Source organism: Paenibacillus sp. Y859 (assembly GCF_056786405.1).
Genome location: NZ_JBXCIZ010000003.1, coordinates 84,231 through 109,022, shown reverse-complemented (window position 1 = coordinate 109,022; position 24,792 = coordinate 84,231). Strand labels below are relative to the sequence as shown.

Below are 24,792 nucleotides of genomic sequence, written 5' to 3'. Positions count from 1 at the left end.
ATCACTATGTCTTTACTAGCCCCGACTCCGCTAATATTCCAAATACAGCTTGCTGCAAGGGCGTATCATTAGGAATAAGAACATAAGAAACCCCTCGTTCTGCTGCATAACTTGATAGATTGTTCCTGTATTTATCCCATTCTGTTCGATATGCCTGTAATACTTTCCCGGTTAAAGCTACATCCTTACCTGCGCCAATCTCGCTATCTACAAGTCTCAAGTCTCCGCTCAACGATGGGTCTATTTCCTCTCGTGACACGATATGTACAAGTACCACTTCTTGACCAGCACCAGCAAGACGGGATAACGCATTTGCAATCTCCTCTTCTCCATCACGGAGCCAGAAATCCGAGAAGATCCACGTCATTCCCGATAATCGTGGAATTGCCCCAGGCTCACCGAGACTTGTAGCTAAGCTACCTTCTCCACCTACGGCTGCGTCTTCTAGAAACTGAAACAACCGATGAAGTGATCCACGTCCTCTTAATACTGGAAGACGAGAATCTAATGAATTACTGTAGCAAGCTGCTTGTACACGCTCATAAGAACATAATGCGATATACCCTATACTAGCTGCTAACTGTTTGGCATATTGTAGCTTACTCGGAATGTCATTGTTGCCTCCTGAAATCCCTTTTACTGTTACTTCACCGAAATCCATTGATTTGGAGCAGTCTACATACACACTAACCATCAATTCCTGTTCATCCATGAATTGTCTAATAAACGGCTTGCCGGTACGTGAGTACACACCCCAATCGAACCGCCGGATATCATCTCCAGCACTATATGGACGATAATCAGCAAATTCAAGCGATGATCCCAAACGGCGAGAACGACGTTTCCCCTGCAATGTACCCGCTACTCTCCTACCCGCACCCAAACTCAATCTCTCTAGCCGAGGGAGCCACTCCGGTGGAAGTAAATATTGCCCATTCATGCTTTACCTCCAAGAGTATCCAGAATTTCTTGAATGATCTGATCTGTCGTAATCCCCCTTGCCTGTCCTTCGAAATTCAAAAAGATACGATGTCTTAGTGCAGGAATAGCTACAGCATGAATATCCCCCGTAGATAGGTGCATTCTACCATGGCATATAGCACGAATCTTCCCCGTAGAGATCATTGATTGGATTCCACGTGGTCCAGAACCAAACCTTACATTCTTACGCACACCTTCCGGAGCTGAATCTTCTTCAGGATGCGTCATCATCATCAGTCTAACGGCATAATCAAGCACTTCTTCAGCAACCAACACTTCTCGTGCCCCTCGCTGAATTTCCAAAAGCTCCGCAGCGCTTGCCTGTTTACTCACGACTGCCTGATGCGAGGAAGTCGTTCTCCGTACGATTTCCTTTAGTTCTTCTGCATTGGGATAAGGAACTAGTATTTTCAACTGAAAGCGATCTAGTTGTGCTTCTGGTAATGGGTAGGTCCCTTCATTCTCCAATGGATTCTGTGTAGCCAATACAAAGAATGGCTGTGGTAATTGATGCGTGTCATTACCAATCGTAACGGTATGTTCCTGCATCGCTTCTAGCAAGGCACTTTGAGTTTTCGGTGTAGCCCGATTAATCTCATCTGCAAGGACGATGCTACTGAATATCGGTCCGCTTTGAAAAGTCATCCCTGTCACACCTTGATTCCCAAATGAGAGCACTTGCGTCCCCGTAATATCACTCGGCATCAAATCCGGTGTAAATTGAATCCGTGAAAAAGATAAATCCAAACTATCGGCTATCGTACGTACTAGCATCGTTTTGCCAAGTCCAGGTATTCCCTCCAACAAGGCATGTCCCCCTGCGAAGATGCACCATAACATCTGCTCAACCACCTCATGCTGGCCAACAATAATTTCTCCAATCTGCTCACGTACACGGGAAATAGTTTCTTTCCACACCTCAGGCTGTATCTTCACTTCAGGCATATTCTCTCTGTCCTCCTCAATAGTCTTGTTCATGGATTAGGATTAATCGAAGTGAAATAGCTTTCTACCAATCCCTGCATTTGCTGGGGCAGATCACTTCTACCAATCGTCTTCTTGGCTTCTGTTGCATAATCCTCATATACTTCGTCATAGGGACGACTAGCACCATCAATCATGGGAGATGTTCCACCTTTCTGAATATCTCCACCCCCACCTTGAGTAGGGCCGCCGTCACTTTGTAACCCATCTTTCCCATCCAAAGAACGCGGTGTTGTCACTAGCTCACGATTACCTGCTCCTAACCCTGCCCCCGAACCCGTTCCTGTTCCAGCACCTCCGCTACCACCTTGCCCTGAGCCACTTCCCTGGCCCGCACCACTACCACTTCCTTGACCAGATCCACTACCCTCGCCCGTACCCGATCCAGGTGTACTTCCTTCCCCTGGCGCTACTCCTTGCCCTTCGCTTGACTCACTTTGACTCGGGTTCCCCGCCGCTGACGCTTGAGCAAGCATCTCAGCACTGCCTCCACTACTCCATGTATCCGAGTAAGCAAGACCTGCTGCAGCCATTTGATCAGCAAGACCTAATCCCTGTTGTGCTAATGCTGCGCTGAGTACAGAAGCTAGACCTGCTTGCTCTAAAGCTTGCAACTTCGCTTCAATTGCTTTGGATAACTCATCTGCTAGCTGTTGCAAAGCTTGTTCTTGCTCCGCAGCATCGCCCTTCTCTAACGCCTGTTCCAATTGCTTCAACGCATCTTTTATCTGCTTATTCTCAGCATTTGTAGGTGTTTCTTTAGATAGTTTATTTAAAGATTCCCGTAGCTTTTCTTTATCTTCTGAAGACAACTTACGCATCTCACTCTTCAAAGTGCTCATCGATTTCTGAAGCTGGTCTTTACTATGATTTAATAGACTCTTAGCAACCGAAGACAACTGAGATACCTGTCGCATCTTCTCTGCCATCTCAGATAAGGATTTCTCCTTCATCTCCTGTTGCTTTGCCAATTTCTCCATCGCCTTCATACTTTTCTCCATTTGATCAAGTGCCTGCGTAGGATCCTTCTGTCCATTTAAGTCCTTTTGCAGCTGATCTAACTGCTCTTGAAGAGGTTGCTTGACTAGTGATGCAAGCTTGGACGTCTGCAACTTCTTAGCTAACTCTTCAACTTGTTTCTCTTGTGTCTTAACCCATTCTTGTTGCCGCTTATCTTCAGCAAGCACCTTATCTTGTGGGTTCGGAAGGATGGCAATGATCAGAGCGACGATAAACATCGAAGCACAGATGATCCAAAGCTTGCGTCTTCTCGGTCGAGGAAGCCGTTTCTTCATAGTTGAAGTAAACTGTTGCCCATACTTTGCAGCCTGTTCCCTCTGCCAATGAACTGCTGAGTTCTCCATATTCTTGAACGACAAGGCCGTTACCATCATGTCACTGCGTTCTTGTCCAAGAGTGAACTCATCCATCGTACTCGCCGCTTTGGTTACGTTAATACGATGGATCCAGCCCCATATTAGTCCTACAATGACGCATAAAGCAAATACACCAACAGCCCAATATCGCACATATTCAATAGGGAATATTCTAGCTACCAATAACAAGACAAGTCCCAATATTAATCCACAGAGACAACCATAACCTCCATAAATCAGGACACGGAAAAACTGCAATCTCCTACGAGTCATAGCTACGGAATGTTGAACCACTTGCATATGATCTTGCCTCTGCCCAGCACGGGTTACATCATTTCCGACCTGCTGATGACGGTCAGCGTTTACCGGATCATTCTGTTCTTTCATTCTTCTCACCCCCCTTTTTTCGAATACAACTATTCCGTACTACATATTCAAGCTAGTTCAGTTGATCAAATCAGCATTGGGCTCCAACATCTCTTCTACTTGCTTATGCTTCTTCCGTCTACGAACGGGTCGGATAGAACGAATACTAATCCATAATGAGCCGATAATGACAACGGTATATACAAGAACGAACTCAACCCACAGTTGTATTGGAGCTTCTGTATTAATGGATGACCCTCTCACATAGAACACAGACTCAGAAAATTCAGGCTGGAACAAACTTAACATCGCACCCGCAGGATTCAACCCTAATATAAAACCTACCCATGAATAGGCAGGAGACGAAACTGCACCACTATAATTACGTTGCCACATACTAATAAGGAATATATATAGAAGTCCTGTAATAAGAAAAATAAAGATGCCCACACTGTACGTAACAATGATCGAAATAATCGTCCGTTTAAATATCGTAGAGAACATGATTCCGAGTGATCCTAACAACAACATGATAAATAAATAGAATAGGAATAATGCTATTAACTGCCTTGGTGAAATTCCCCCAAACAAAAATACGATACTATAGACCGGCAAAGTTGCAATCACGATCAAAGCCATAAAGCTTAGTGAGGATAACAGCTTACTTAGAATAATCGTCGTTGAGCTCTGCTGTGTTGTAAGTAACATACTTAAGGTTTGCTTTTCACGTTCGCTACTGATTACCCCGGCAGTCAGAGCAGGTGCCATGAAGGCAATCATCAACAATTGTGCGAAACTCAGCACATAGAACATCATCTGACTCATACCCGAATTAAACTGTTGATTTCCACCGTTACTATTATCCAAGTACATCGTCATATAAATGAAGCCCATGGCTATGAATCCCAATGCTAATATGTACAGCATCACAGATAACATTGAACGAGAGGTCCGCATACGGAGTCTAAATTCCTTATCAAGTACGGGATTGATCCATTTCTTACTCCAATTCATTGTCCCATCCCCCCTTTGGTAATCTCTAAGAAGACATCTTCTAAGTTGGTCTGAGCCTCATGGTAAGAGAGAACTGGAAATCCCCAAGATATCATTTGTTGAAGTAGATGCGCTTGCTCCTGTTCCCCTCCATTGAAATGAACATGTACTCCTGTATTGTCGCCAAGTACGCCACTTACGTAAGGCTCATCACGAAGTCGTGCTGCTAACTCCTCTTCTCTTTCCATAGTGCGGATATGCAATATTTTCTTGACGCGCAGGCGGCTTTGAATATCTGCAACTTTCCCTTGAGCTATCATCACACCATGTTCAATAACTCCAATCTCATCCACCATTTCCGCAAGTTCTGGAAGGATATGCGAAGAAATAATGATGGTCTTCCCCATTAATTTTAATTCTTTCAATATTTCCCTCATCTCAATACGTGCACGAGGATCAAGACCCGAAGCCGGTTCATCAAGAATCAACACTTCAGGATCATGAACTAAACATCGAGCTAGACAAAGACGTTGCTTCATCCCCCTTGAAAGGCTATCGACATAACTATCAGCCTTATCACTCAGGTTCACTAGATCTAACAATTGTGGAATAAGCTTCTCCCGTTCATTACGAGGAATATGATAACTAGCACCATAAAAGTGTAAATATTCTGTCGTCTTTAATTGATCATATACTCCAAAGAAATCAGGCATATAACCAATTTTCTTCCGTACTTCCTTAGGGTATTCCGTTACTTCATAGCCATCTACTTTAGCCGTTCCTGAACTTGGTAACACCAATGTTGCTAGAATCGACATCGTTGTTGACTTACCCGCACCATTCGGACCTACGAAACCGAATACCGTTCCTTTCGGAATGGTGAGATTGATATCTTTCAATGCATCGAAATTACCGTATCGTTTACTAAGATGTGAGATTTCAATCATGGTTTCACCTTTCCTTTCAGTCTTACATCCGGCAGAGCAAATGTCGTCTCATTCTGGACAGTTACCGTCATTCTCAACATTTTACCATTCAGTAAATATTGTTCTATATTCGAATGAATCGTGAATCCACCACTTTGCCAAACAACAACTTCCCATTCTAGGTTGTTCTCATTCCAAATTTTGAAATCCGTATTCTGCCCAGGATTCGTTCCACGTAAAGTTAGTTCTTCATAAACTCCATCCTGATCTAGTCGTGGTAATTCATATTCAAATGAAGCAGTCCCTTGTGACATATTAATCAACCCGTTCGAATCTTGGTTCCAAGATCCTGCGCTTACTTGCGTCATCGTCGGGACGACATAACCAAATGGAATATTGATCACATCATTTTGAATTAAATTCATCGTTACAGGCTGTGTCCATAAATTCAATTGATTACTGGAAATGGCTTTCCCTTTATGCGTATACGTTAAGATCGGATCTTCACTCCATGCAATAACGTACGATCCTTGCTGAGCCCAAGATGCATACTGCGCATAATTCATTAATAATTCACGCTCACGATTGAAATTATCGCGATTATTGTTCGAATAAGGAAATAGTAGAGACCCAAGATTCCCCCCAAATATGTTCATGTTCTTTCCTGACATGCTTGGAAGGATGCTACTTTTCTCGTTCTTACCTAGATCCCCAAGCTCATACACCTTTCCTCCAATGACCAGTACAACTTTCGTTAGATCACTCGTCGTTTCGTTAACTACCTGTCCGTCAATATTGCCTTGGTCGTCAAGAGATACAGTTACGTTCAATTGTCCAACCTGTCTATTGTCACTCTGCTGTACCCAAAGTTTAGCAAGCGACCACTGTGGCATATTCAATAGATCCACCTTAGTCTCTTGACTACCAACTTCTATAAAACTATTATTCGCTCCATCTCCGCCAAATCCACCACTGTCACGTTGAAGTCTTACGTATGAATTACTAGGTAATTCAAGGGTATAATCTCCACTACTTGGTGTGAAGAAGGCCGTTGCACTCGTCGTAGTCGAACTACCTCGCCCATTCAATTCAAGTATATTCAGCGTATGAGCCAGTTCCTTGGTCTTATCCGCCGATCCTACGGTGTATACTGTTCCGCTCGCTATAATAGCAATTAGTGGTATGATCCACCAAGCCCATTCTCGCTTATCTACCTTTCTTAATATCCAATACAGCACCGGTGCAACCACCACCACATAAATCAATAGCATCCAGACTAATCCACTGAAGCTAGGCATGTTGAGATTAGGAAAATAATTAAGCACATATCCAAGATTATTCAAAGTGTTCTCCCGAGACATCATGCCATTTTGATTCATTAAGGGGAGTTCTGTTTTCAAAAGATAAGACCATACTTTAGGATGTCCATTCCATGAAGCTATGGGCATCATAGCTAGATCATAAGCTGCATAAAGGACGTTACCTTGCTCCATTTGACGTGTAGCAAATAGTGGTTTATTGCCCGCGCGATACAAAACCTCACTATCCTCTAGTTCTTGTGCGCTAGATAACGTAAATTCCCCTTCTAAGTTGAGTGGTTTAGCACCAAGTGCAGCTAATTCCGGTAGTGTGGATACTGAGAATGTTCCCTCATATTGTACTGGGGATATATCTGCAAATGCTGCCGCGGTCTTTGAATACCCCGCTCCACCAGCAAGTACTAACGTACCTCCCGATTTCACCCATCCCGAGATTCCGTTGATCTGTGACTTGCTCAATGTATCCGATGAGAATCGATTCATGACCAACACATCCAGACCATTAAGTAACATAGAATCCTCTGGAATGCTAGTGGATTGCATTGGAATGACATTGAGGTCATATCCATCAGCACGAAGAACATTCATGAAATTCATCGTATCCGGATCATCCGACAATACCCCAATGATTGCACCATTTACGGGCATGCTCTCAATATAAGATTTCCCTGATGCAAAGGGTATGTTCTTCCCCTTTTTAACGGAGTCTTTAAAGAACCTAATCTGATTATTATCCTTGTTATATACCGTTCCTGGTATTCCAATCGTGACTTCTTTAGGTGTATTCCGAGGCAATTCCACATGTTGCACATAGGATGCAGCCCCTGAATAACGGTCCGCGCCTTGAATTACAATATCCCCCGAAATGTCGGTGTCACTTGTTAGTATAATTTTCACTGGATTCCACATGCCATTCTTCATCTTCCCGTTGTAACCAAGTTCCGTCTTGATTGTGATCGATGGTCCATCTGCATGAACCGCGTTTGGAATCATCCACACCTGAAGAAGAACGGCTAGTACTAGAATCGGTAGAATCAACTTTCTTGTATAGCTAGAATGAATAAACAAGATCTTAACTTCCCCTCTCTCTTATAAAGAACTTTCTCTACTTAAAATTCTCTCCTTAAAAACTATTGACGTGATGAGTGAGTAAAAAGTTTACAATTACATTCAAAAGAATCTCCTTAATAAATAACTTTAAAGGACATATATGTATATTAACACAGAAATCCCGCTCCATTAGGGCGGGATTTCTATGTTAATATAGCAATTCACTTATTTAATCGAAGACCACCGTTTTATTCTCATGAAGAAGCTGATTAAGCTTCTCTACCAGATCGATGAGCTCTAGCGGGTTATTAATCGTATAATGCGGAATTTCAAGATCATCTGCCGGCAATTTCGGATATCGTGGCGTCCAGCTTAAGAATACGCTCGTGATTCCCATTTGATTGGCCCCTCTTACGTCCCTACTTAGGTTATTGCCTACCATAATAATTCTGGAGCAGTCTCGTTCATTGAGATCCATCGCACCAATCGCTGCCTTGAACATACGCGGACTTGGCTTGGAGGCTTTAATCGTCTCCGAATAGATCATCGCTTCAAAATAATCATACAAACCGTTCTGAGTTAAAATGTTTTTAAAGGATTGTGCAGTACCATCGGCTACGATAGCCAGCCTGTACCCCATTTCGGCGAGTGTCTTGACCATCATGTCGGCTCCAGGAATGACGTTTGCATAAATGACCGTACCCTCTTCATCACGTATTTCGGTCCCCTCGTCGATAATTGTATCTCCGCAATCCAAAAAGATGATTAAGTCCTTTTGCTCCGTATTATCCATATTTTCAATAGATTTCTGATTCATTCGTAACACCCCTTAGCTTTAATTCTTCAGAATAATGACAGGCCGCAAAATGGTTATTGTCAACTTCACGAAGTTCCGGTACTTCCTGCACACATTTGTCGGTTCGATAAGAGCATCTAGGATGAAAATGACACCCACTTGGAGGATTGGCCGGGTTTGGCACTTCTCCTTCTAATATAATTCTATTCTTTTTCTGATTAGGATCAGGCTGGAGTACGGCAGACATAAGAGCCTCCGTATAGGGATGCTTGGGCTGCTCAAACAACGATTCCGTGGATGCCAATTCTACGATTCTTCCGAGGTGCATGACCGCTACCCTATCGGATATATTCTGAACGATCGATAGATCATGAGAGATAAAAATATATGTTATTTTATACTGCTCCTGTAAATCCTTCAAGAGATTAATGATTTGTGCTTGAATCGAAACATCCAATGCAGATACCGCTTCATCACACACGATCAGCCTTGGCTGGGTTATAAGCGCTCGCGCAATAGCGATACGTTGTCTTTGCCCTCCAGAGAAGGCATGAGGATAGCGTCCAAGATAACTAACATTTAATCCTGTTTTCTCCGCGATCGCTGTAACCTTATCTTCCAATTCTGATTTATTTAATTTAAAGTTGGCCATTAGCGGTTCGGAAATGATATCAAATACGCTCATTCGTGGACTCAGCGATGAATAGGGATCTTGAAAGATCATTTGAATATCTTTTCTATATATTTTGGATTCTTTCCCTTTCAATTTTAGAAAATCTACTTTCTCTCCACCTTCGGTATGATAAACTGCCTCTCCAGAGGAAGCATTCATCCCCTTTACGATACACCGACCTAATGTCGTTTTTCCGCAGCCCGACTCCCCTACAATACTCAAGGTTTCGCCTTCAACCAGCTCAAATGAAATATTGTTTAACACCTGAACGGGAGATGGCTTACGGAATATAGCCGTCTTTGATTTCACTTGGAAATACTTGTTGAGTTTGATAACATCTAGTATTGGTTTGCTCATTGTCATTCTCCTTCAGGCTGATCGGGATATAGGAAGCATCTGACCATATGATTATCGGATATGCTGGTTTTTGGTACTAGCTGCACATTGCATACTCCTTCAATCCGATCATTGCAGCGATCGTAAAATCCACACATAGGCGGCATATTAATAGGAACTGGTACAGATCCATCTATTGAATCCAACCGTTTGCTTTTATTACCGCCCAATCTTGGCATCGATTTGAGTAGGCCCTTCGTATAAGGATGCTTAGGGTTACGGAAAATTTCCTTCACTGGTGCTTGCTCGACGATCTTACCAAGATACATAACCGCGACTTCATCACACATTTCTGCTATGATGCCAAGATCATGTGTTACAAGCAGAATAGCCATTCCCAACTCCTGCTGGAGCGACTTCATTAATTCTAGTACTTGGGCTTGAATCGTCACATCTAACGCCGTTGTCGGCTCATCGGCGATTAATATTTCCGGGCTACAGGATAATGCCATTGCTATCATCGCCCGTTGACGCATACCTCCCGAAAACTCATGCGGATATTGGTCAAATCGCTTCTCCTCATCCGATATGCCAACCTTTCTCAGCATTTCAAGTGCAATCTTCTTTGCTTCTTTTTTGTTCTTCGTGCGGTGAATCAAGATCGCCTCCATGATCTGATTCCCAATGGTATACATCGGCGAGAAAGCCGTCATGGGCTCTTGAAAGATCATGGCGATTTTCCTGCCTCGAATCGAACGAATTTGTTTGCCTCTTGGATCCAAAGACAATAGATCTACATGGTTCAACGACCTTTCCGAAGAGGGTTGGTATACAATACTTCCTGTTGTTTCACACTCCTTCGGATTGATGCTGATAATCGACCTGCTTGTCAAACTTTTCCCGCAGCCTGATTCACCCACTAGACCCAATGTTTTTCCCTTTTTTATTTCAAAATCAACCCCATCTACCGCATTCATAACTCCGTTATCCATTTTTATTCTAATGTTAAGATTTTGAACAGACAGAAGGGGCAGTTCGATTTGAGCCCTTTGAGATGTCATAATATTACCCCCCATTTGCCTTAGTTTTAATGATTTATTTCTTGTATGGATCGGCAGCATCACGTAATCCATCACCAAGAAAGTTAAATGTTAATACTGTTAAAATCACGACACCTAGTGGAATCAGCTTCCAAGGGTACAACGCAACATTCTCAATCTGTTGGGCTTCTTGTAGCAATACACCCCAACTGGTAGCCGGCGAACGAACCCCTAGTCCAAGAAAACTCATAGCGGTCTCGCTAAGTATCATGCTGGGAATGGCTAAAGTGGTAGACACAACTAAATAACTGATGAACCCGGGTATGAGATGCTTTACAATAATCTTTATATCGCCCACGCCTGCAATTTTCGCAGCCAGGACATAATCTTCGTTTTTCAACGAAATGAACTTCCCCCTAACCACCCTTGCTAGATCCGTCCACCCGATAAGGGCGAATATAATAACAATATAAAAGTACATCGTAACTACGGGTATTCTCGCAGGCATTGCAGCGGATAATGCCATCCATAACGGCAATGACGGAAACGAGCGTATAATTTCAATAATCCGTTGTATCAATGAATCCAACCAGCCTCCGAAATATCCAGATACTCCGCCTATAACTAAGCCCAACACGAGGCTGATGGCAACTCCGACAAGCGGAATACTAAGAGATATTTGACTGCCCAATACAATTCGAGAAAATAAATCTCTGCCCATTCCATCTGTACCTAGCAGGAATAAACGTCCAGGCTGTTCTACTCCAAATAAATGTGTTGTCGTTGGAATCAACCCAAGAAATTTATACTCTTCACCTTGAGTGAAGAACTGTAGCGTATATCGTTTCTCCATATTCGGCACAAATATTTTACGCATCGTCTCCGGATCTCTTTCTGAGTTCAGCTCATATACAAACGGTTTCAGATGAAAATTATTATCCGCATCCACGAATCTTAGCATCATGGGCGGCGCATTTACGTATTTACTGTCATAGCTTTGTAGCCCATATGGAGCTATGAACTGAGCGAATAGTGCACCAAGATAAAGAGCGGCAAGAACAATCAAGCTGATACGTGCCAATTTATGCTTCTTGAACCTCAGGTACATGAGCCGCCATTGCGAGCTGTAGTTGGCATCCTTGATTTTGGCTGGATTGATGGTATCCGTTGTCTGTCTTCTGAATGCGGGAAATGTTCTCATCATTAGCTTCCTCTAAATTCTGTACGAATTTTTGGATCAAGCCATGCTAGTAAAATATCTGAAATCAAGGTCCCTAAGACAGTTAATAGAGCCATAAACAATAACCACGTACCAGCCAGATACATGTCTTGTCCTAATAAAGCATTATGCATAACGGGACCCTGAATCGGCAGATTCAATACGATCGCGGTAATAGTTGACCCTGTAAATATAGTGGAAAGCGACCACCCCAACGTACTGACGATCGGGTTTAAAGCAGCTCGCGTCGGATATTTAAGCAATATCTTCATTTCTGACAACCCCTTGGATCTAGCCGTTACCACATAAGGTTTATTCAGCTCATCCAGCATTTGCCCTCTCATCACGCGAATCAGATCCGCCGTGCCCGCAAGTCCGATAACAATAACAGGAATGATCATATGTTTCATGAGGTCAATTGCCTTGTCTACTGACCATGGGGCATTCACATATTCACTTGAGAATAAACCTAGTAAAGGATCGCCAAACCACGTGTAGGATAGATACATTAATATGATGGCGAGTAAAAAGTTAGGCGTTGCCATTCCTAGAAAACTCAATCCGGAGAAGAAATAATCACCTATAGAATATTGTTTGACAGCAGTATATATACCGACTGGAATGGCTACAGCATACTGAAATACCATCGTCACCAGTGATACAACGAGCGTCAAGCCCATGTATTGTTCAATGACTGCCGTTACAGGTTTGTTGTAGTTAAATGAAAAACCAAAGTCACCATGCAAAATGACACCTTTCATCCATACAAAATATTGTTCATAAATCGGACGATCTAAACCTAAATTCACTCTCATTTCATCCATATCTTCCTGTGTCATAACGTCCCCTGCTACCGACATTTGAGCCGAATAAGTAGAAACATAATCGCCTGGCGGAAGCTGAATGATATAAAATACGATGATTGAAATAAAAAACACAACGGGTATCACCATTAGAATTCTTTTCAATATATATTGAAACATTCCTTATCCTTCCCTCTCCGCAACCATTCGTAGATATGATGAAGGCAATAAAAGGGTAGAATTCATACCCTTTTATTGCCTTCTCTATCCTGTGTGTAGTTATTACTTAATGAAGAATTGTGACGGATGAGCCTGACCTAGCGATCGGAATTCATCGGCGAACACAGCATCCGTCGGTACGTTACGGAGCTTATTGGATGCTACAACCAAATTTGGTGTAGGTCCTGCGTAACCGATGATCCATTGATTTTTCTGGTGAAGTTTAATAATTTCATTCCCCATTCGATTGATTTCGTCGGCATCTTTACTCGCTTTGACCTTGTCCCAATATTCTAGAATCTTGGCCACGTCACCTTCAGGTTTAATCCCTTCTGTGCCTCCCGAAGATGTATACAAGCCGTAATGTCCCATCCATGGAGTAAGAACGCGAAGCGGTACAAGTGTATCTGGACGGAATGCCACATTAACAACTCCAATACTCTCCGCAGTAGCCTGTATCTGATTCGAGTACTTTAATTCTTGATGGGTACCTGCATCTACTACCTTTAGGTTTGTTTTGATTCCCAATTCCTCGTAGTATTTCTTCAACAGTTCTAGGAAAGACGCAGTTTCGGTGCTGGGCTCAGTAATCGTCATTACTAATTCTGATCCATCCTCAAATAGACGGAAATTTTCTTTATCTCTTTTCGTTAATCCAATTTCGTCAAGTAGCTGATTCGCGTGCTCCGGATCATATTCAGCCCATTGATTCGCCCAACCTTCTTGATAACCTATTAATTCTTCTGGAACGGAGGCCTGTATAGGCTCAGCAATGCCGTTCGTAACGATCTCAGTAATTTCCACACGGTCTACCCCTACGGAAAGTGCTTCTCTGAATCGAATATCTTGGAACAATTTACGAAGGTTAGGTTCCGTTGTAGTCTGATTCAATTGAATTCCTAAGCTTGACCATGCCGCAGTTGTCCAAGGAATGACCCGGAAATCCCCTTTTTGCTCATTTTCCTTCAACACGGTGAAATCTTTGGAACCAAATGAGACTAAATTAAAATCTCCTGCTAAGGTGCCCAGTACGGATTGACTTGGATCTTGAATTTTCGTTGCAACGATGCGATCAATATAAGGAAGCTGATTACCCTCTGTATCTGTTTTCCAGAAATAAGGGTTACGTTCCATGATGAACTGATCGCTATTAGGGTCATTACTAGCTACCCATGCGCGAAGTGTAGGTATTTGCGGATATATCCAATAATAATAGCCCGTTTCCTTTAAGAAGGATGTCGTATCCTCGAAGCCCCATTCTTTTGCGATCTCGAGCGCTTTCTCTTCGCCTATAAACTCCGGCAAAATAGTTTTCTGGAAATGTGCCGGCGCGAAGAACCACTTATTATCAATTGCAACACGCTCCAGGAACTGCACGCTCGGATATTTATGAGTGACCGTAAAGGTGTAATCGTCAACCTTCTTCACTTCAGCCAACGCCTTCTCGCCTGTTACTGGATCAACCGAATAGTACGCATCATATATGGCTTTCCCGAAAGTTTCTTTCGTTAGCATATGCTCCCAATAAAAAAGGACATCATCAGATGTAAATGGCATACCGTCAGACCATTTCATGCCTTCTCTTAATTGGATGGTGAATACCGTAGAATCAGCATTGACCTCATAGCTCTTGGCCACGTTAGGCTCAACCTTGCTGCCGTCTTGGTTAAATCGGAAGAGCGCTTCCTCTGTCGGTTGACCAACAGACCAACGGTCGCTGGGTCCCGTCCATGGCATTGTCCAATCACCACCATATTGCCCGATCTCTTCTACAACCTCTTGCACCATGATATCTGAAGAAGTAGGCATACGCTCAGCCAAAGCCGGTAGTGTGCCTGCGCTAACAAACGATTCCAGCATCGGAGCTTCTTTAGAAACCGTACCCGTGGTAGAGACAGATGTCTCCTTAGCGATCGTGGTCTCTGTTGGGTTCTCGACTATGTTGGTTTCAGCAGAGTTACTTTCACAACCTGCAACAATAACGGCAAAGATGATCAACATAACATAAAGAAACTTCGGCTTCATCAAATTAACTCCTCCATACAATATTCTCTCTTTCAACTATTAGTATAGTTGTAGATTGTAAAACAGGGCTTAGATCCATGTAAAGAATATGTTGACCCATTTTACAATCAAATATTGGGAGTACGGCTGATAAGGCACATTAACATAATATACAAAAAGAGGCATCTCGCTCCAACGGAACGAAATGCCTCTTTTTTGTATATTATGAATCTCTGGATCTACCAATGTACTAAATACAATATCAAATACAGTAACCTTTACATTGGAGAGTTCTTTACCTATGCAAGCTGACTGATCGGCCCCTAATCCTGAGGAAATGACCAGACAAAGCTATTCACTTATTTAACCGAAGACCACCGTTTTATTCTCATGAACTAGAATACGATCTTCAATATGCCATTTCACAGCTCTAGCAAGAACTACACGCTCTATCGTCCGACCAATTCTCTTCAATTCTCTCACGTCATCACGATGACTCACTCGCTGTACGTCCTGCTCAATGATCGGTCCGCCATCAAGCTCTTCTGTCACATAATGTGCAGTTGCTCCAATGATCTTCACACCACGTTGATAGGCTTGTGCATAAGGTTTCCCTCCAACAAAAGCAGGCAAGAAAGAGTGATGAATATTAATAATCCGATTTTGATATTGTTGAATAAACGTTGGTGAAATAATCTGCATATATCGTGCCAGAATAATGACATCAATATGATCGCCCACCACTTCAAGTTGCCGTTTCTCTGCTTCTTTCTTCGTATCTGCCGTTACTGGAATATGATGATAAGGTATGCCGAAAGACTCCACATAGTCCTTCATGTCTGGATGATTACTAACGACCATCGCAATTTCACCATCGAGATCTCCAGCCTGCCATTGCCATAGCAGTTCGACTAAACAATGGTCTTCTTTTGAAACAAAGATAGCAAGCTTCTTCTTACGACTTACATTATTAATTTTCCAATCCATTGCAAACTTTGAAGCTACCTCTTGAAATTTCTTTTTCAACTCAGCTATTCTCTGATCTAGGTTTGTCAGATCAAATTCGATACGCATGAAGAACATGCCACCCTCAGGATCCATCGTGTACTGATCAGATTGAACAATATTAGCTCCATGCTGATGAAGAAAATAGGACACTGCAGCAACAATACCCGGCCCATCTGGACATGATATGAGCATCCTTGCACGCTCTTTGTACGGATTCTCTGATAATGACAAGCTCTTATTGATATGCACTTCCATTGTATTTACAGACCTCGCTCTCTCCAATTTCGCTTTGTTATTCCTAAAGGTTCGTGAGGATATCTCGTCCAGCCAACCATGCTACAATACGATGGTTTACACCTTCTTCACTTAACTCTGGGAAAAGATTGTCTTGCATCACCATATCATATAGACGCTCTAATGGTTCACGAGGATCTGCCTTTTTGGCCTTCGCATCATTCTTCAGCAAGTTCCAAGTATCTAGAACAAATTCCCGAGAGTTAATTTGCTTCTTAGCGAAATAGGAATGAAGTTCATCCACCTGATTCAGAAACTCAGCTCCAAATCTTTCAGCCACATTTCCTCTCAACATGGCGATCTCAACTTCATACATCGGGCGTTGAGTTTTAGCATCTTTGCCGATCCAAGGAGTCTCTAATATAAAAGGCAACCCTTGTAAACGTTCATGATGTACTATTCGGTTAATAGTATCGAATCCGATAAATCCACTTCCTACAGGAGTATGACGGTCCTTACTTGCTCCCCGTGGATTCTTGCTATCATTTAAATGAATTACTCCAATTCGGGATAGTCCAATAATCCGGTCAAACTCCTCTAGCACGCCATCTAAATCACCAACAATATCATATCCTGCATCATGAATATGGCAAGTATCTACACATATCGTTAGACGTTCATTATGTTTTACCTTATCAATAATTTGAGCTAGCTCCTCGAAGCTACGTCCGATTTCTGTTCCTTTGCCAGCCATTGTCTCTAAGGCAATGTTAACATCTGTCTCCTTCGTACCTTCCAGCACTTCATTTAATCCGTCAGCAATACGCTGAATACCAAAGTCAGCATCCTTGTCTGTATATGCACCAGGATGTAACACGATATTCTTCACACCAATAGCATGTGTACGACGAATTTCTTCCTGTAGAAAGCTAACACCAAGCTCGAATATACTATCTTTGTACGAACCTAAATTAACAATGTAAGGTGCATGAACGACGATTTCCTCAACACCGTTCTTGTGCATCTGCTCCTTACCCTCTTCAAGATACATCGATTCCATCGGCTTACGGCGCGTATTCTGCGGTGCACCTGTATATATCATAAATGAACTAGAACCATAGTTATTTGCTTCATCTGCAGCACTTAGTAGACCCTTGCCCGAAAAAGACACATGAGAACCAATTTTCAACATGTTGTATCCCCCTTTATTACGAATAGCCTCTATTTTAACTTGAATAGCGAAAAAAATCTAGAAATGCGCTATAATCAAAATGTAATGGCTTAATTAGTGATTAATATCATTGAGGTGAACATATATGAATACCACACTTGTGGTCAATTTACTGTCAAGTAGCACTCCAAGCAGATGGTTCATGAACTCGATTGCCTTCTGGACCATTGTTATGGTCGGAGCGATGTGTATCGGGGGTTTCTTCATGTTCCGCAAGTTCCTGAAGGTGCTTCCCAAAGCCGATGGAAAATCTAAACTGGATTGGCAGAATTATTGGGTGGAGCGGAGTCGCCCTATGTGGACAGACGAATCGAAAGCTCTATTAAACACATTAGTTAGTCCCGTACCCTCCGCATTTCGAGATATAGCCAAACACTCCATTGCAGCCGAGATTGGTAAAATAGCCGTTGAAAGCAACGCAACCGAAGTAACAAGAGACCATTGCATCCGAGGGTACATTGTTGCCACGCCTGCACGCGATTATAAATTCCTGATGAAGTTCCTAACGAAGAATCAGATTGACTACAAGCCTTATGAACATCTGTTAAATAAATAACACTTGAAATGACAGTTACATTTGGGGAAATAGTGAAAACTAAGAGCTCTCCTGTTATTAGATGTACTTCGGTCACCTACAATTAGCGCTGAAAGAAATTCGCTGAATTTAGGTGATCTTTTTGCAACTGCTGGTGATTTGTAGGTGACGGAAGGGGGAGTTTGTGATCATGAAGATTGCCATTTGTGGGGGAACGGGATTTATCGGAAAAGCGTTACAAGAACATTGGCTCAAAGAAGGCCATCACTTGATCATCATAACTCGAAAGATTCCTACACATACTACAACGATACAATCTCAAATAGAGCACATCACTTGGGACCAATTAGAACATCACCCGGAGTTACTAGAGAACGTGGATGCACTTGTTAACTTAGCCGGAGCATCTCTCAGCCAAAGATGGACAACGAAGGCCAAACAGCGGATTATCGAATCGCGTCTAAAGACAGTCTCAGCTGTCAGTAATTTAGTCTCCCAGTTGAAGAATAAACCCGCTGTCGTGATTCAGGCTTCTGCCATTGCTATCTATGGTACTTCAAATGATGGAATATTCGAAGAAACTTCACCAACGCGTGTAATGGACTTCCCATCAGGTGTTGTCCAACAATGGGAAGATGCAGCAGATACGATTCAGGACGTTCGATTAGTGAAACTGCGGGTAAGTGTCGTGCTTGGAAGCCATGGTGGTGCCTATCCGATGATGAAGCTTCCTTTTAGACTTGGAGTAGGCGGAAGAATAGGTAGTGGTCTGCAATGGATGTCATGGATCCATATCACCGATATGGTGAGATTAATTGATTTCTGCATCCTTCATCCAGATGTCGATGGACCTGTGAATGCAGCAGCACCAGAACCCGTCACGAACGACCAATTCGGCAGAACCGTCGCAGCTGTCTACCATCGCCCATATTGGTTTCCCATTCCAAGCTTTCTGCTAAAGGCAGTCGTTGGCGAATTATCGCTAATTCTACTACAAGGTCAGCGAGTAATCCCAAATAAAGCTCTTGAGCATGGATTTGAATTTACTTATCCAGCAATCAAAGATGCCCTTCAAGATCTGAAGTGATACGTATACTCCCCCCTAACAATCGTAAATATATCGCCATCATTGAGCGGATATTCTTTATAGGGAATCATTAACTCTTTATTTAGAATGGTGCCATTCTTCGATCCCAGATCTTTAATGACGTATCCCTCACTCCCTTTAGAGATTTCTACATGAGCCCTTGACGTACCAGGCATTTCTTCTACAAATTGGGCAACTTCTGCTGCTCTACCAATAATGAAGTGCGGGTGATTCAGTTCGATTACAACGGGGGGCAGCTTCCCTTGAGCAGAATCACTATGTATTAGTTCACCCTTAACTACTTGCCCTGTCTCTCTTCTTTCTAGGTAGGGGTTAGAGTGATGAATCGCCCCATTGTTTCCCTGAATTGAGCTATCCTCGGGTTTCAACAAAACGGTTGCATTCACTCGAGGTGAAGATAACATTTCTGTTCTGTGACCAAGCTTGGCATAATAATCAGCCTCGACATCCCCATCACTAGAAAACCCCACATCCTCTAGTTGATTTACATCATCTGTTTGCGTATGCTCCGTCTTTCGTGAATCTGGAAATACCCATCTTTCGCGCGATGGCTCCAATTCCTTATCCTTAGATGATGCCCTATCGAAGAAGCCTGTTAAACGTTCTACTTGAAATGATGCCCTTTTTCGGATCAAGCTAGATTCTCCTAATCCTCCTGAATCAAATAGAGCAACTGATTCTATTGATGTATCCGTTCCCTTCATGGGCATCCGAATCTTTCCCTTCCAACCCATCCATGCGATAACTCCAAGCAGACCTGTGACGAGTATACTTATAATTAGCATGCCTGTCCCTGGGTATGCCATATAAAGATATCGCCATGCTAAAGCACAAGCGACTAGACAACCCAAAGATACATATGTTGCCATGGGCCCTGGCTCATATTCTTCATCTTCAGCAGTTAAATCGTTATCATTTTGGTTATCCATCTCAAACGAGGATGTAGACAAACCCACTTTTCGTTCAACGCATACACCCACAGCCCTTTTAGGAATTGGTTGGGAGAATAGATCAGGCTGGTGTGGCGTAGTAGAACGAGTTGGTATTGAAGTTCGATGTAGAATCGAATTGGTATTAGGAGTTGGATCAAGATCCGATCGATATAAATGAGATGGAGACATACTATTGTGAGTAGGCTTGAATGCCGAATTCTCTCCAGCCTTAGCTAACAAATTCAGAAGCAAGCCTCTCATGCCGGACAACGCATACCCCTCAATACTCATATATTGAAGTAACGTTTGAATCCCGTTTCCTTGTAATTCAGATACTGATGTCATTAGTCTTGTGATCAACTGACTTAGTGATGACTGTAATGATTCTGTATTCTTCAATGATTGAATGGGGCAATACGTTAAATATAATTTCCCAATATGAAGAGGACCCTCCACAAATATATAATCTTCCTGAATAATATATTTATCCTGATCTAGCATATACGAAGTACTCTCTTCTAGCGCATCCACTAGTTGAAGTAGCAGAACATAGAATTCTTCCATTGTTAACTTTTCACTCTTGAGTAGATGTGTTAGCATCTTCTTATCTGTAATATCATACTGGAGACTCACCTTGAAGTTTATTTCCTTCAACCGAAGAGGTAATAGATGAGGAATCTTTGTCGCAGTAATCATGCTAGTCTGTACTCTGTTTAATTCAGATGAAGCAAGTCCCTCTCCGCTGTCCAGAATCATATAATTACCACCATTGTGGATGAAATCCTGTGTTAATCCAAACATTCTATTCACCCCTTTCTAATAAGGAATAGCGTAGATATACGCACAGATCATTCCTGGCACAACGGCAAGCATAAATGGAAAACGAATTTGCTCTTTGCTCCAATTCTTTAATATATCAATATCCTTTAGTAGAAAAAAACCTGCTATTCCACGCGCTACTTCTCGTAGACGGGATAGCGTCTCTCTTCGCCACAATAGAATCATAATCCCAATGAATCCCGCGAATAATATGGAATACAATAACGCCTGAATCGTGAATATCATTCCTGTCCAAGCACCAATTCCTCCGAATAGTTTGACATCTCCCGCTCCTACGGCCCCGATCCAATACATCACAAAGAGTATACTAAATCCAACCGCTAATCCTTTGCCAGCAAACAACGCTCCATTCCAGCCAGAAGCTACGACGTGATAGGTTATTCCACAAAGAATAGCAGGGATCGTCAGCTTGTTCGGTATCTTCATCGATTTAATATCAGTAATAAAGGCAGCTGCTACGAGTAGTCCGCATCCAACCAAAGCAATCTCCACATCTCTTCCTCATTTCCTATAAGTTGTTGTTCAAAAAGTCACCTTTTGATCACGAAGTATAAAATACTAATCTCGATCAATAACGGTAAACGTCACTTCCATGCGTTCTCCATCCTCTAATGTAATAATGAAGGGCCATGTTCCTGGTGTTGTATTGGTACCAACAAACCATTCCCATTCGATATATCCGTTAGCATCTGCCTGACTCCATCCTAGATACTTGGCGGTACTCTCACCACTCTTATAAAAAACAGATAATTGCGCCATAGCATTCGGACCTACCTTTATCCTGACCTTAGCCTTCTTTCCGACAATGGCAGGATTCGGCTTCTCCAGTATTTGTATAGAAGATGCATCCTCTTCACCAACAGCCCCTCCAATTCCCTCCGAAGTATCTCCAATCCACAGACGTTCTTGTGCCTTTGCTTGTAATACAATTTCTTTATTGATAAAAGGCACCTTCACAGGTAACGCATAGCTGACTTCAATACCGAAATACGGATTTTCTCTAGTCTTCATATCAGGAAGATATATATTAGAAATATGAATCCGATCATAGCTTAAGTAATCACTTTGTATGAACGGCTTAAGTAGAGGCTTAACGACAGGATCAAGAACAGCCTCCGCCATATTATTCTTCACTTCCTGTAAAGGCTCATCTCCCTTTGTTGCAGCATCCATCATCCATTGTGATAACGGAGGAGGGAGGGAGTTGCTATACTGAGATACCCAATCTGTCACAGATAGCTTAGGTATGATCCAGTTCCCAGTTAATTGGGAGTCCTTATCTTCCTCTGATGGAACCTCTTTCTCTACCATTAAAGCAATAGGGTACATATGGGAAGACACCATCTTCACGGTATCGGATACGGTGCTTTGGAGCGCAGTGGATATCAATGTCATTTGAACAATATAGATTAGAAAAACAATGAAAAAGATAAAGAAGGGAAATACCAAAGCAGCTTCAAGTACGATACTACCTTTTTCATTCTTCAATCGATCAATAGGAAAAGTCCGCTTTCTTAGTAGCATAGTAACGGTTTCCTTCCACTTTATCTTCATTGTTTGCAGTAGAACCGATCATTCTCATCACTCCCGGAAGAAACCACAGCCTCATACCGAACACAACTTCACCAGAGGAATAGGTCGCTCTCTCATTGGGATTAATTCCTGTATTAAACCGGATTAATGATAGCATTCTCGACATCTTCTTCTCATTATTACTATGAATAAAGAGGAACATTCTCAAGTAATCGCGGTAAGTCATCTCCACTTTTACATAGGTCGATAACTCAATTGATCCCTTGTGACACAGTTGAATCATATCTACGATAGCCATCTCAATCCCATATAATAATCCCGTAGCGAGAATTAACAATGGATTTCCCAACTTACTACTCTTCACTAAACCTTCCATCGTTCGTATGGCTAGTCTCACTCCGAATATTTCGGCGTAAGCGGCAGATATATTGCCTACGGGATTATGAAACCCATATAGAATATACTCTAGCTCCTGATTATGGACACTTAGTTGCTCTACTAATTCATCTCCAATTGAACTATCCGGGTTACTTACGATATCTCCCAGACGAGTGATATCAAAATGATGAAAATAAAGCGCAGCATATTCATTCTGATAAAATTCATTTTGTAATCCTGACAACATGCCACTCATAGAACCATATAAATCATCCACATCGTCCATAGCTGATTTACTAGCATCGTAAGGATCACTATCCAGTTCAGCCCCTTGATATGATCCATCTACTGATTGTTTATTAAATGTAATACTTTCATCATAATATTGTTGTAGTGTACGATATTCTTCCATATATCCCTGTGCTTTCTCATTCAATCGATTAATACTTGATAATATGTTCGTTGCATCCTTCAATTTCGCCTTAGATTTCTTCTCCGTTAACTTGCGCTCCTTATCAGAGGAACGGTTCTCTTCTAACTTACCTAGTGCTGCATCAAGAATATTTCCCGCACCGGATGTTACATACTTCTGCATGTACTGGTCTACATTGTTCCTTGACTGAATAACAGTTGACTTCATTTGATCACTACTACCACTTTGGCCAAAAGCCATTCCCAATGCTGTATTAAAAGAAGTTAACCCACTATCTACTATCTGAAATTCCATAGTCTGATCTTCAATCCCCTGCTTGAGATCTTGCAACAACGTTTCGGAGAGGATTAAACTTTGAGTTTGTTCTCTAATTTTTCGAATCGCATCCGCATCTCCATTACCTATGTCTGTACTTCCCGGGCTATCTTCACGTGATACATGGTCATATCCTTCACCGACTGAGCGGTTCTCTGACTCCGCGATCACTTGTTTCATTTGTTCATTCATGCTGTATACTTCCTCCCAAAGTTCAAGCGCTTGAGGTTCCATCTTCATATGATCTGAATGTGATGAACTTTGCTTATTAGATACATTAGACAACAAGCTCGAAGCCCCTTGATGATATCTACTAATTAAATCCGTAAGTATATTTATAATCTTATCCTCTTCATCTTCGTCGTCATTATCGTTATCCTCATCGTCATCACTATCACTGTCACTGTTGGTGTTATCTTGCCTGTTTTGTTTATCGGCGATTCTTTGCTCCAGCTCGATTGCTGTGGCAACATAGTCATCATATTGAGCCGCAATATCAGCACCCGAATCGATGCTACCCCCTAATGATTGATTAGAGATGTGATTAGTAGCTTGAGTTATGATCAGATTGGGTATAGTTTCTACGCTTTTAGCAGTCTTTTTCTGCTTCGCTATCATTTCATCTAATGCATCTTCTCGTTTGTCATACAGCTTCTGTAATTTTCTAAGTACATCCATCGTGTTCGAAGCTTCCTTCATGGATTGAGATAACGGTTTGAACTTATTCAATATTTCCAGCGTGAAATCAATAGGTGCCTTATATTTCATTTCTTCGCTAATTTGACGATTGAATACTTCGTATTCTCCGAGCATACGGTCCATCTGCAGTGAGGATGAATCTAATGTGAGATTAAGCAAAGAGAATGCATCTCCTCGGTCACCATGATCTATACTTCCATTCAATACCCCGGACATAATCTGATCTCCATTACTCTCTCCATAGGCGAATATTCCATATTCCTGCTGTAATTCTGGTTCATAAGCAGACATCACAGAGCGAACTGCAGACCGTACTAGTCGCTCACTTTGAACTTTCATTGCAGCAATTCGAGCGTAGTCAATAAACACAGCAACAAAACTAAATACAACGGCTAGAATCAAAATAAGAAAAATGGAGACTGAGCCCCTCTGATCTGCATGCCATTTACCAAACATGCCAC

20 protein-coding genes are annotated in these 24,792 nt (G+C 42.2%); 2 read left to right on the top strand and 18 right to left on the bottom strand.

Features of this window, described 5'->3' with window-relative positions; translation table 11 throughout:
• Window positions 1-4: 4 nt before the first annotated feature.
• From AC1TO8_RS09480 to AC1TO8_RS09415, 14 genes are all read right to left on the bottom strand, one after another.
• The gene (locus AC1TO8_RS09480; RefSeq protein ID WP_482055365.1) at window positions 5-940 is read right to left on the bottom strand and encodes a DUF58 domain-containing protein; all 936 of its coding nucleotides are present in this window, start codon (window positions 938-940) and stop codon (window positions 5-7) included.
• Entirely contained in the window at window positions 937-1,926 is a 990-nt protein-coding gene (locus tag AC1TO8_RS09475) for an AAA family ATPase (protein WP_482055662.1), read from the bottom strand. The genes AC1TO8_RS09480 and AC1TO8_RS09475 overlap by 4 nt, the downstream gene beginning before the upstream one ends.
• A 29-nt stretch (window positions 1,927-1,955) precedes the next feature.
• Window positions 1,956-3,728 carry a phage tail tape measure protein gene (locus AC1TO8_RS09470; protein ID WP_482055364.1) on the bottom strand — a complete coding sequence of 591 codons (1,773 nt, stop codon included), beginning with the start codon at window positions 3,726-3,728 and terminating at the stop codon, window positions 1,956-1,958.
• 57 nt (window positions 3,729-3,785) lie between these two features.
• Entirely contained in the window at window positions 3,786-4,721 is a 936-nt protein-coding gene (locus AC1TO8_RS09465) for an ABC transporter permease (RefSeq protein ID WP_482055363.1), read from the bottom strand.
• Window positions 4,718-5,647 (bottom strand): ABC transporter ATP-binding protein, encoded by a 930-nt coding sequence (locus AC1TO8_RS09460; protein WP_482055362.1) that lies wholly within the window; start codon window positions 5,645-5,647, stop codon window positions 4,718-4,720. Before AC1TO8_RS09460 ends, AC1TO8_RS09465 begins: the two co-directional genes overlap by 4 nt.
• Window positions 5,644-8,013: a hypothetical protein gene (locus AC1TO8_RS09455; RefSeq protein ID WP_482055361.1), complete on the bottom strand. Its 2,370-nt coding sequence runs from the start codon at window positions 8,011-8,013 to the stop codon at window positions 5,644-5,646. Before AC1TO8_RS09455 ends, AC1TO8_RS09460 begins: the two co-directional genes overlap by 4 nt.
• A gap of 211 nt (window positions 8,014-8,224) precedes the next feature.
• Window positions 8,225-8,812 carry an HAD family hydrolase gene (locus AC1TO8_RS09450; RefSeq protein ID WP_482055360.1) on the bottom strand — a complete coding sequence of 196 codons (588 nt, stop codon included), beginning with the start codon at window positions 8,810-8,812 and terminating at the stop codon, window positions 8,225-8,227.
• On the bottom strand, window positions 8,793-9,821 hold the full coding sequence (locus tag AC1TO8_RS09445) for an ABC transporter ATP-binding protein (RefSeq protein WP_482055359.1): 1,029 nt from the start codon (window positions 9,819-9,821) through the stop codon (window positions 8,793-8,795). The genes AC1TO8_RS09450 and AC1TO8_RS09445 overlap by 20 nt, the downstream gene beginning before the upstream one ends.
• Window positions 9,822-9,823: 2 nt before the next feature.
• Window positions 9,824-10,861, bottom strand: a complete 1,038-nt coding sequence (locus AC1TO8_RS09440) for an ABC transporter ATP-binding protein (protein WP_482055358.1) — start codon at window positions 10,859-10,861, stop codon at window positions 9,824-9,826.
• 34 nt (window positions 10,862-10,895) lie between these two features.
• Entirely contained in the window at window positions 10,896-12,044 is a 1,149-nt protein-coding gene (locus tag AC1TO8_RS09435) for an ABC transporter permease (protein ID WP_482055357.1), read from the bottom strand.
• Entirely contained in the window at window positions 12,044-13,042 is a 999-nt protein-coding gene (locus AC1TO8_RS09430; RefSeq protein ID WP_482055356.1) for an ABC transporter permease, read from the bottom strand. The genes AC1TO8_RS09435 and AC1TO8_RS09430 overlap by 1 nt, the downstream gene beginning before the upstream one ends.
• A 102-nt stretch (window positions 13,043-13,144) precedes the next feature.
• Window positions 13,145-15,106 (bottom strand): ABC transporter substrate-binding protein, encoded by a 1,962-nt coding sequence (locus AC1TO8_RS09425; RefSeq protein WP_482055355.1) that lies wholly within the window; start codon window positions 15,104-15,106, stop codon window positions 13,145-13,147.
• Window positions 15,107-15,448: 342 nt separating this feature from the next.
• On the bottom strand, window positions 15,449-16,348 hold the full coding sequence (gene purU, locus AC1TO8_RS09420; RefSeq protein WP_482055354.1) for a formyltetrahydrofolate deformylase: 900 nt from the start codon (window positions 16,346-16,348) through the stop codon (window positions 15,449-15,451).
• 43 nt (window positions 16,349-16,391) lie between these two features.
• Window positions 16,392-17,519, bottom strand: a complete 1,128-nt coding sequence (locus AC1TO8_RS09415) for a deoxyribonuclease IV (RefSeq protein WP_482055353.1) — start codon at window positions 17,517-17,519, stop codon at window positions 16,392-16,394.
• 124 nt (window positions 17,520-17,643) lie between these two features.
• Between AC1TO8_RS09415 and AC1TO8_RS09410 the strand changes: the two genes are divergently transcribed.
• The gene (locus AC1TO8_RS09410; protein ID WP_482055352.1) at window positions 17,644-18,114 is read left to right on the top strand and encodes a DUF2621 domain-containing protein; all 471 of its coding nucleotides are present in this window, start codon (window positions 17,644-17,646) and stop codon (window positions 18,112-18,114) included.
• Window positions 18,115-18,283: 169 nt separating this feature from the next.
• Window positions 18,284-19,180, top strand: coding sequence for a TIGR01777 family oxidoreductase (locus AC1TO8_RS09405; RefSeq protein WP_482055351.1), 897 nt, complete (start codon window positions 18,284-18,286; stop codon window positions 19,178-19,180).
• Here AC1TO8_RS09405 and AC1TO8_RS09400 read toward each other — a convergent pair.
• From AC1TO8_RS09400 to AC1TO8_RS09385, 4 genes are all read right to left on the bottom strand, one after another.
• Complete coding sequence (locus tag AC1TO8_RS09400; RefSeq protein ID WP_482055350.1) at window positions 19,165-20,934, bottom strand: DUF6382 domain-containing protein; 1,770 nt, start codon at window positions 20,932-20,934, stop codon at window positions 19,165-19,167. The genes AC1TO8_RS09405 and AC1TO8_RS09400 overlap by 16 nt on opposite strands.
• Window positions 20,935-20,949: 15 nt before the next feature.
• Complete coding sequence (locus AC1TO8_RS09395) at window positions 20,950-21,465, bottom strand: A24 family peptidase (RefSeq protein ID WP_482055349.1); 516 nt, start codon at window positions 21,463-21,465, stop codon at window positions 20,950-20,952.
• A 66-nt stretch (window positions 21,466-21,531) separates the two neighbouring features.
• Window positions 21,532-22,497: a pilus assembly protein gene (locus tag AC1TO8_RS09390; protein ID WP_482055348.1), complete on the bottom strand. Its 966-nt coding sequence runs from the start codon at window positions 22,495-22,497 to the stop codon at window positions 21,532-21,534.
• Window positions 22,466-24,787, bottom strand: coding sequence for a hypothetical protein (locus AC1TO8_RS09385; protein WP_482055347.1), 2,322 nt, complete (start codon window positions 24,785-24,787; stop codon window positions 22,466-22,468). The genes AC1TO8_RS09390 and AC1TO8_RS09385 overlap by 32 nt, the downstream gene beginning before the upstream one ends.
• Between the last annotated feature and the right edge of the window lie 5 nt (window positions 24,788-24,792).

Coding starts and splice junctions, on each gene's coding strand:
- purU (WP_482055354.1), bottom strand. CDS start 16,348: ATGGAAGTGCATATCAATAAGAGCTTGTCATTATCAGAGAATCCGTAC.
- AC1TO8_RS09460 (WP_482055362.1), bottom strand. CDS start 5,647: ATGATTGAAATCTCACATCTTAGTAAACGATACGGTAATTTCGATGCA.
- AC1TO8_RS09385 (WP_482055347.1), bottom strand. CDS start 24,787: ATGTTTGGTAAATGGCATGCAGATCAGAGGGGCTCAGTCTCCATTTTT.
- AC1TO8_RS09410 (WP_482055352.1), top strand. CDS start 17,644: ATGAATACCACACTTGTGGTCAATTTACTGTCAAGTAGCACTCCAAGC.
- AC1TO8_RS09390 (WP_482055348.1), bottom strand. CDS start 22,497: ATGCTACTAAGAAAGCGGACTTTTCCTATTGATCGATTGAAGAATGAA.
- AC1TO8_RS09450 (WP_482055360.1), bottom strand. CDS start 8,812: ATGAATCAGAAATCTATTGAAAATATGGATAATACGGAGCAAAAGGAC.
- AC1TO8_RS09440 (WP_482055358.1), bottom strand. CDS start 10,861: ATGACATCTCAAAGGGCTCAAATCGAACTGCCCCTTCTGTCTGTTCAA.
- AC1TO8_RS09430 (WP_482055356.1), bottom strand. CDS start 13,042: ATGTTTCAATATATATTGAAAAGAATTCTAATGGTGATACCCGTTGTG.
- AC1TO8_RS09470 (WP_482055364.1), bottom strand. CDS start 3,728: ATGAAAGAACAGAATGATCCGGTAAACGCTGACCGTCATCAGCAGGTC.
- AC1TO8_RS09415 (WP_482055353.1), bottom strand. CDS start 17,519: ATGTTGAAAATTGGTTCTCATGTGTCTTTTTCGGGCAAGGGTCTACTA.
- AC1TO8_RS09405 (WP_482055351.1), top strand. CDS start 18,284: ATGAAGATTGCCATTTGTGGGGGAACGGGATTTATCGGAAAAGCGTTA.
- AC1TO8_RS09400 (WP_482055350.1), bottom strand. CDS start 20,934: ATGTTTGGATTAACACAGGATTTCATCCACAATGGTGGTAATTATATG.
- AC1TO8_RS09425 (WP_482055355.1), bottom strand. CDS start 15,106: ATGAAGCCGAAGTTTCTTTATGTTATGTTGATCATCTTTGCCGTTATT.
- AC1TO8_RS09465 (WP_482055363.1), bottom strand. CDS start 4,721: ATGAATTGGAGTAAGAAATGGATCAATCCCGTACTTGATAAGGAATTT.
- AC1TO8_RS09445 (WP_482055359.1), bottom strand. CDS start 9,821: ATGAGCAAACCAATACTAGATGTTATCAAACTCAACAAGTATTTCCAA.
- AC1TO8_RS09480 (WP_482055365.1), bottom strand. CDS start 940: ATGAATGGGCAATATTTACTTCCACCGGAGTGGCTCCCTCGGCTAGAG.
- AC1TO8_RS09475 (WP_482055662.1), bottom strand. CDS start 1,926: ATGCCTGAAGTGAAGATACAGCCTGAGGTGTGGAAAGAAACTATTTCC.
- AC1TO8_RS09435 (WP_482055357.1), bottom strand. CDS start 12,044: ATGATGAGAACATTTCCCGCATTCAGAAGACAGACAACGGATACCATC.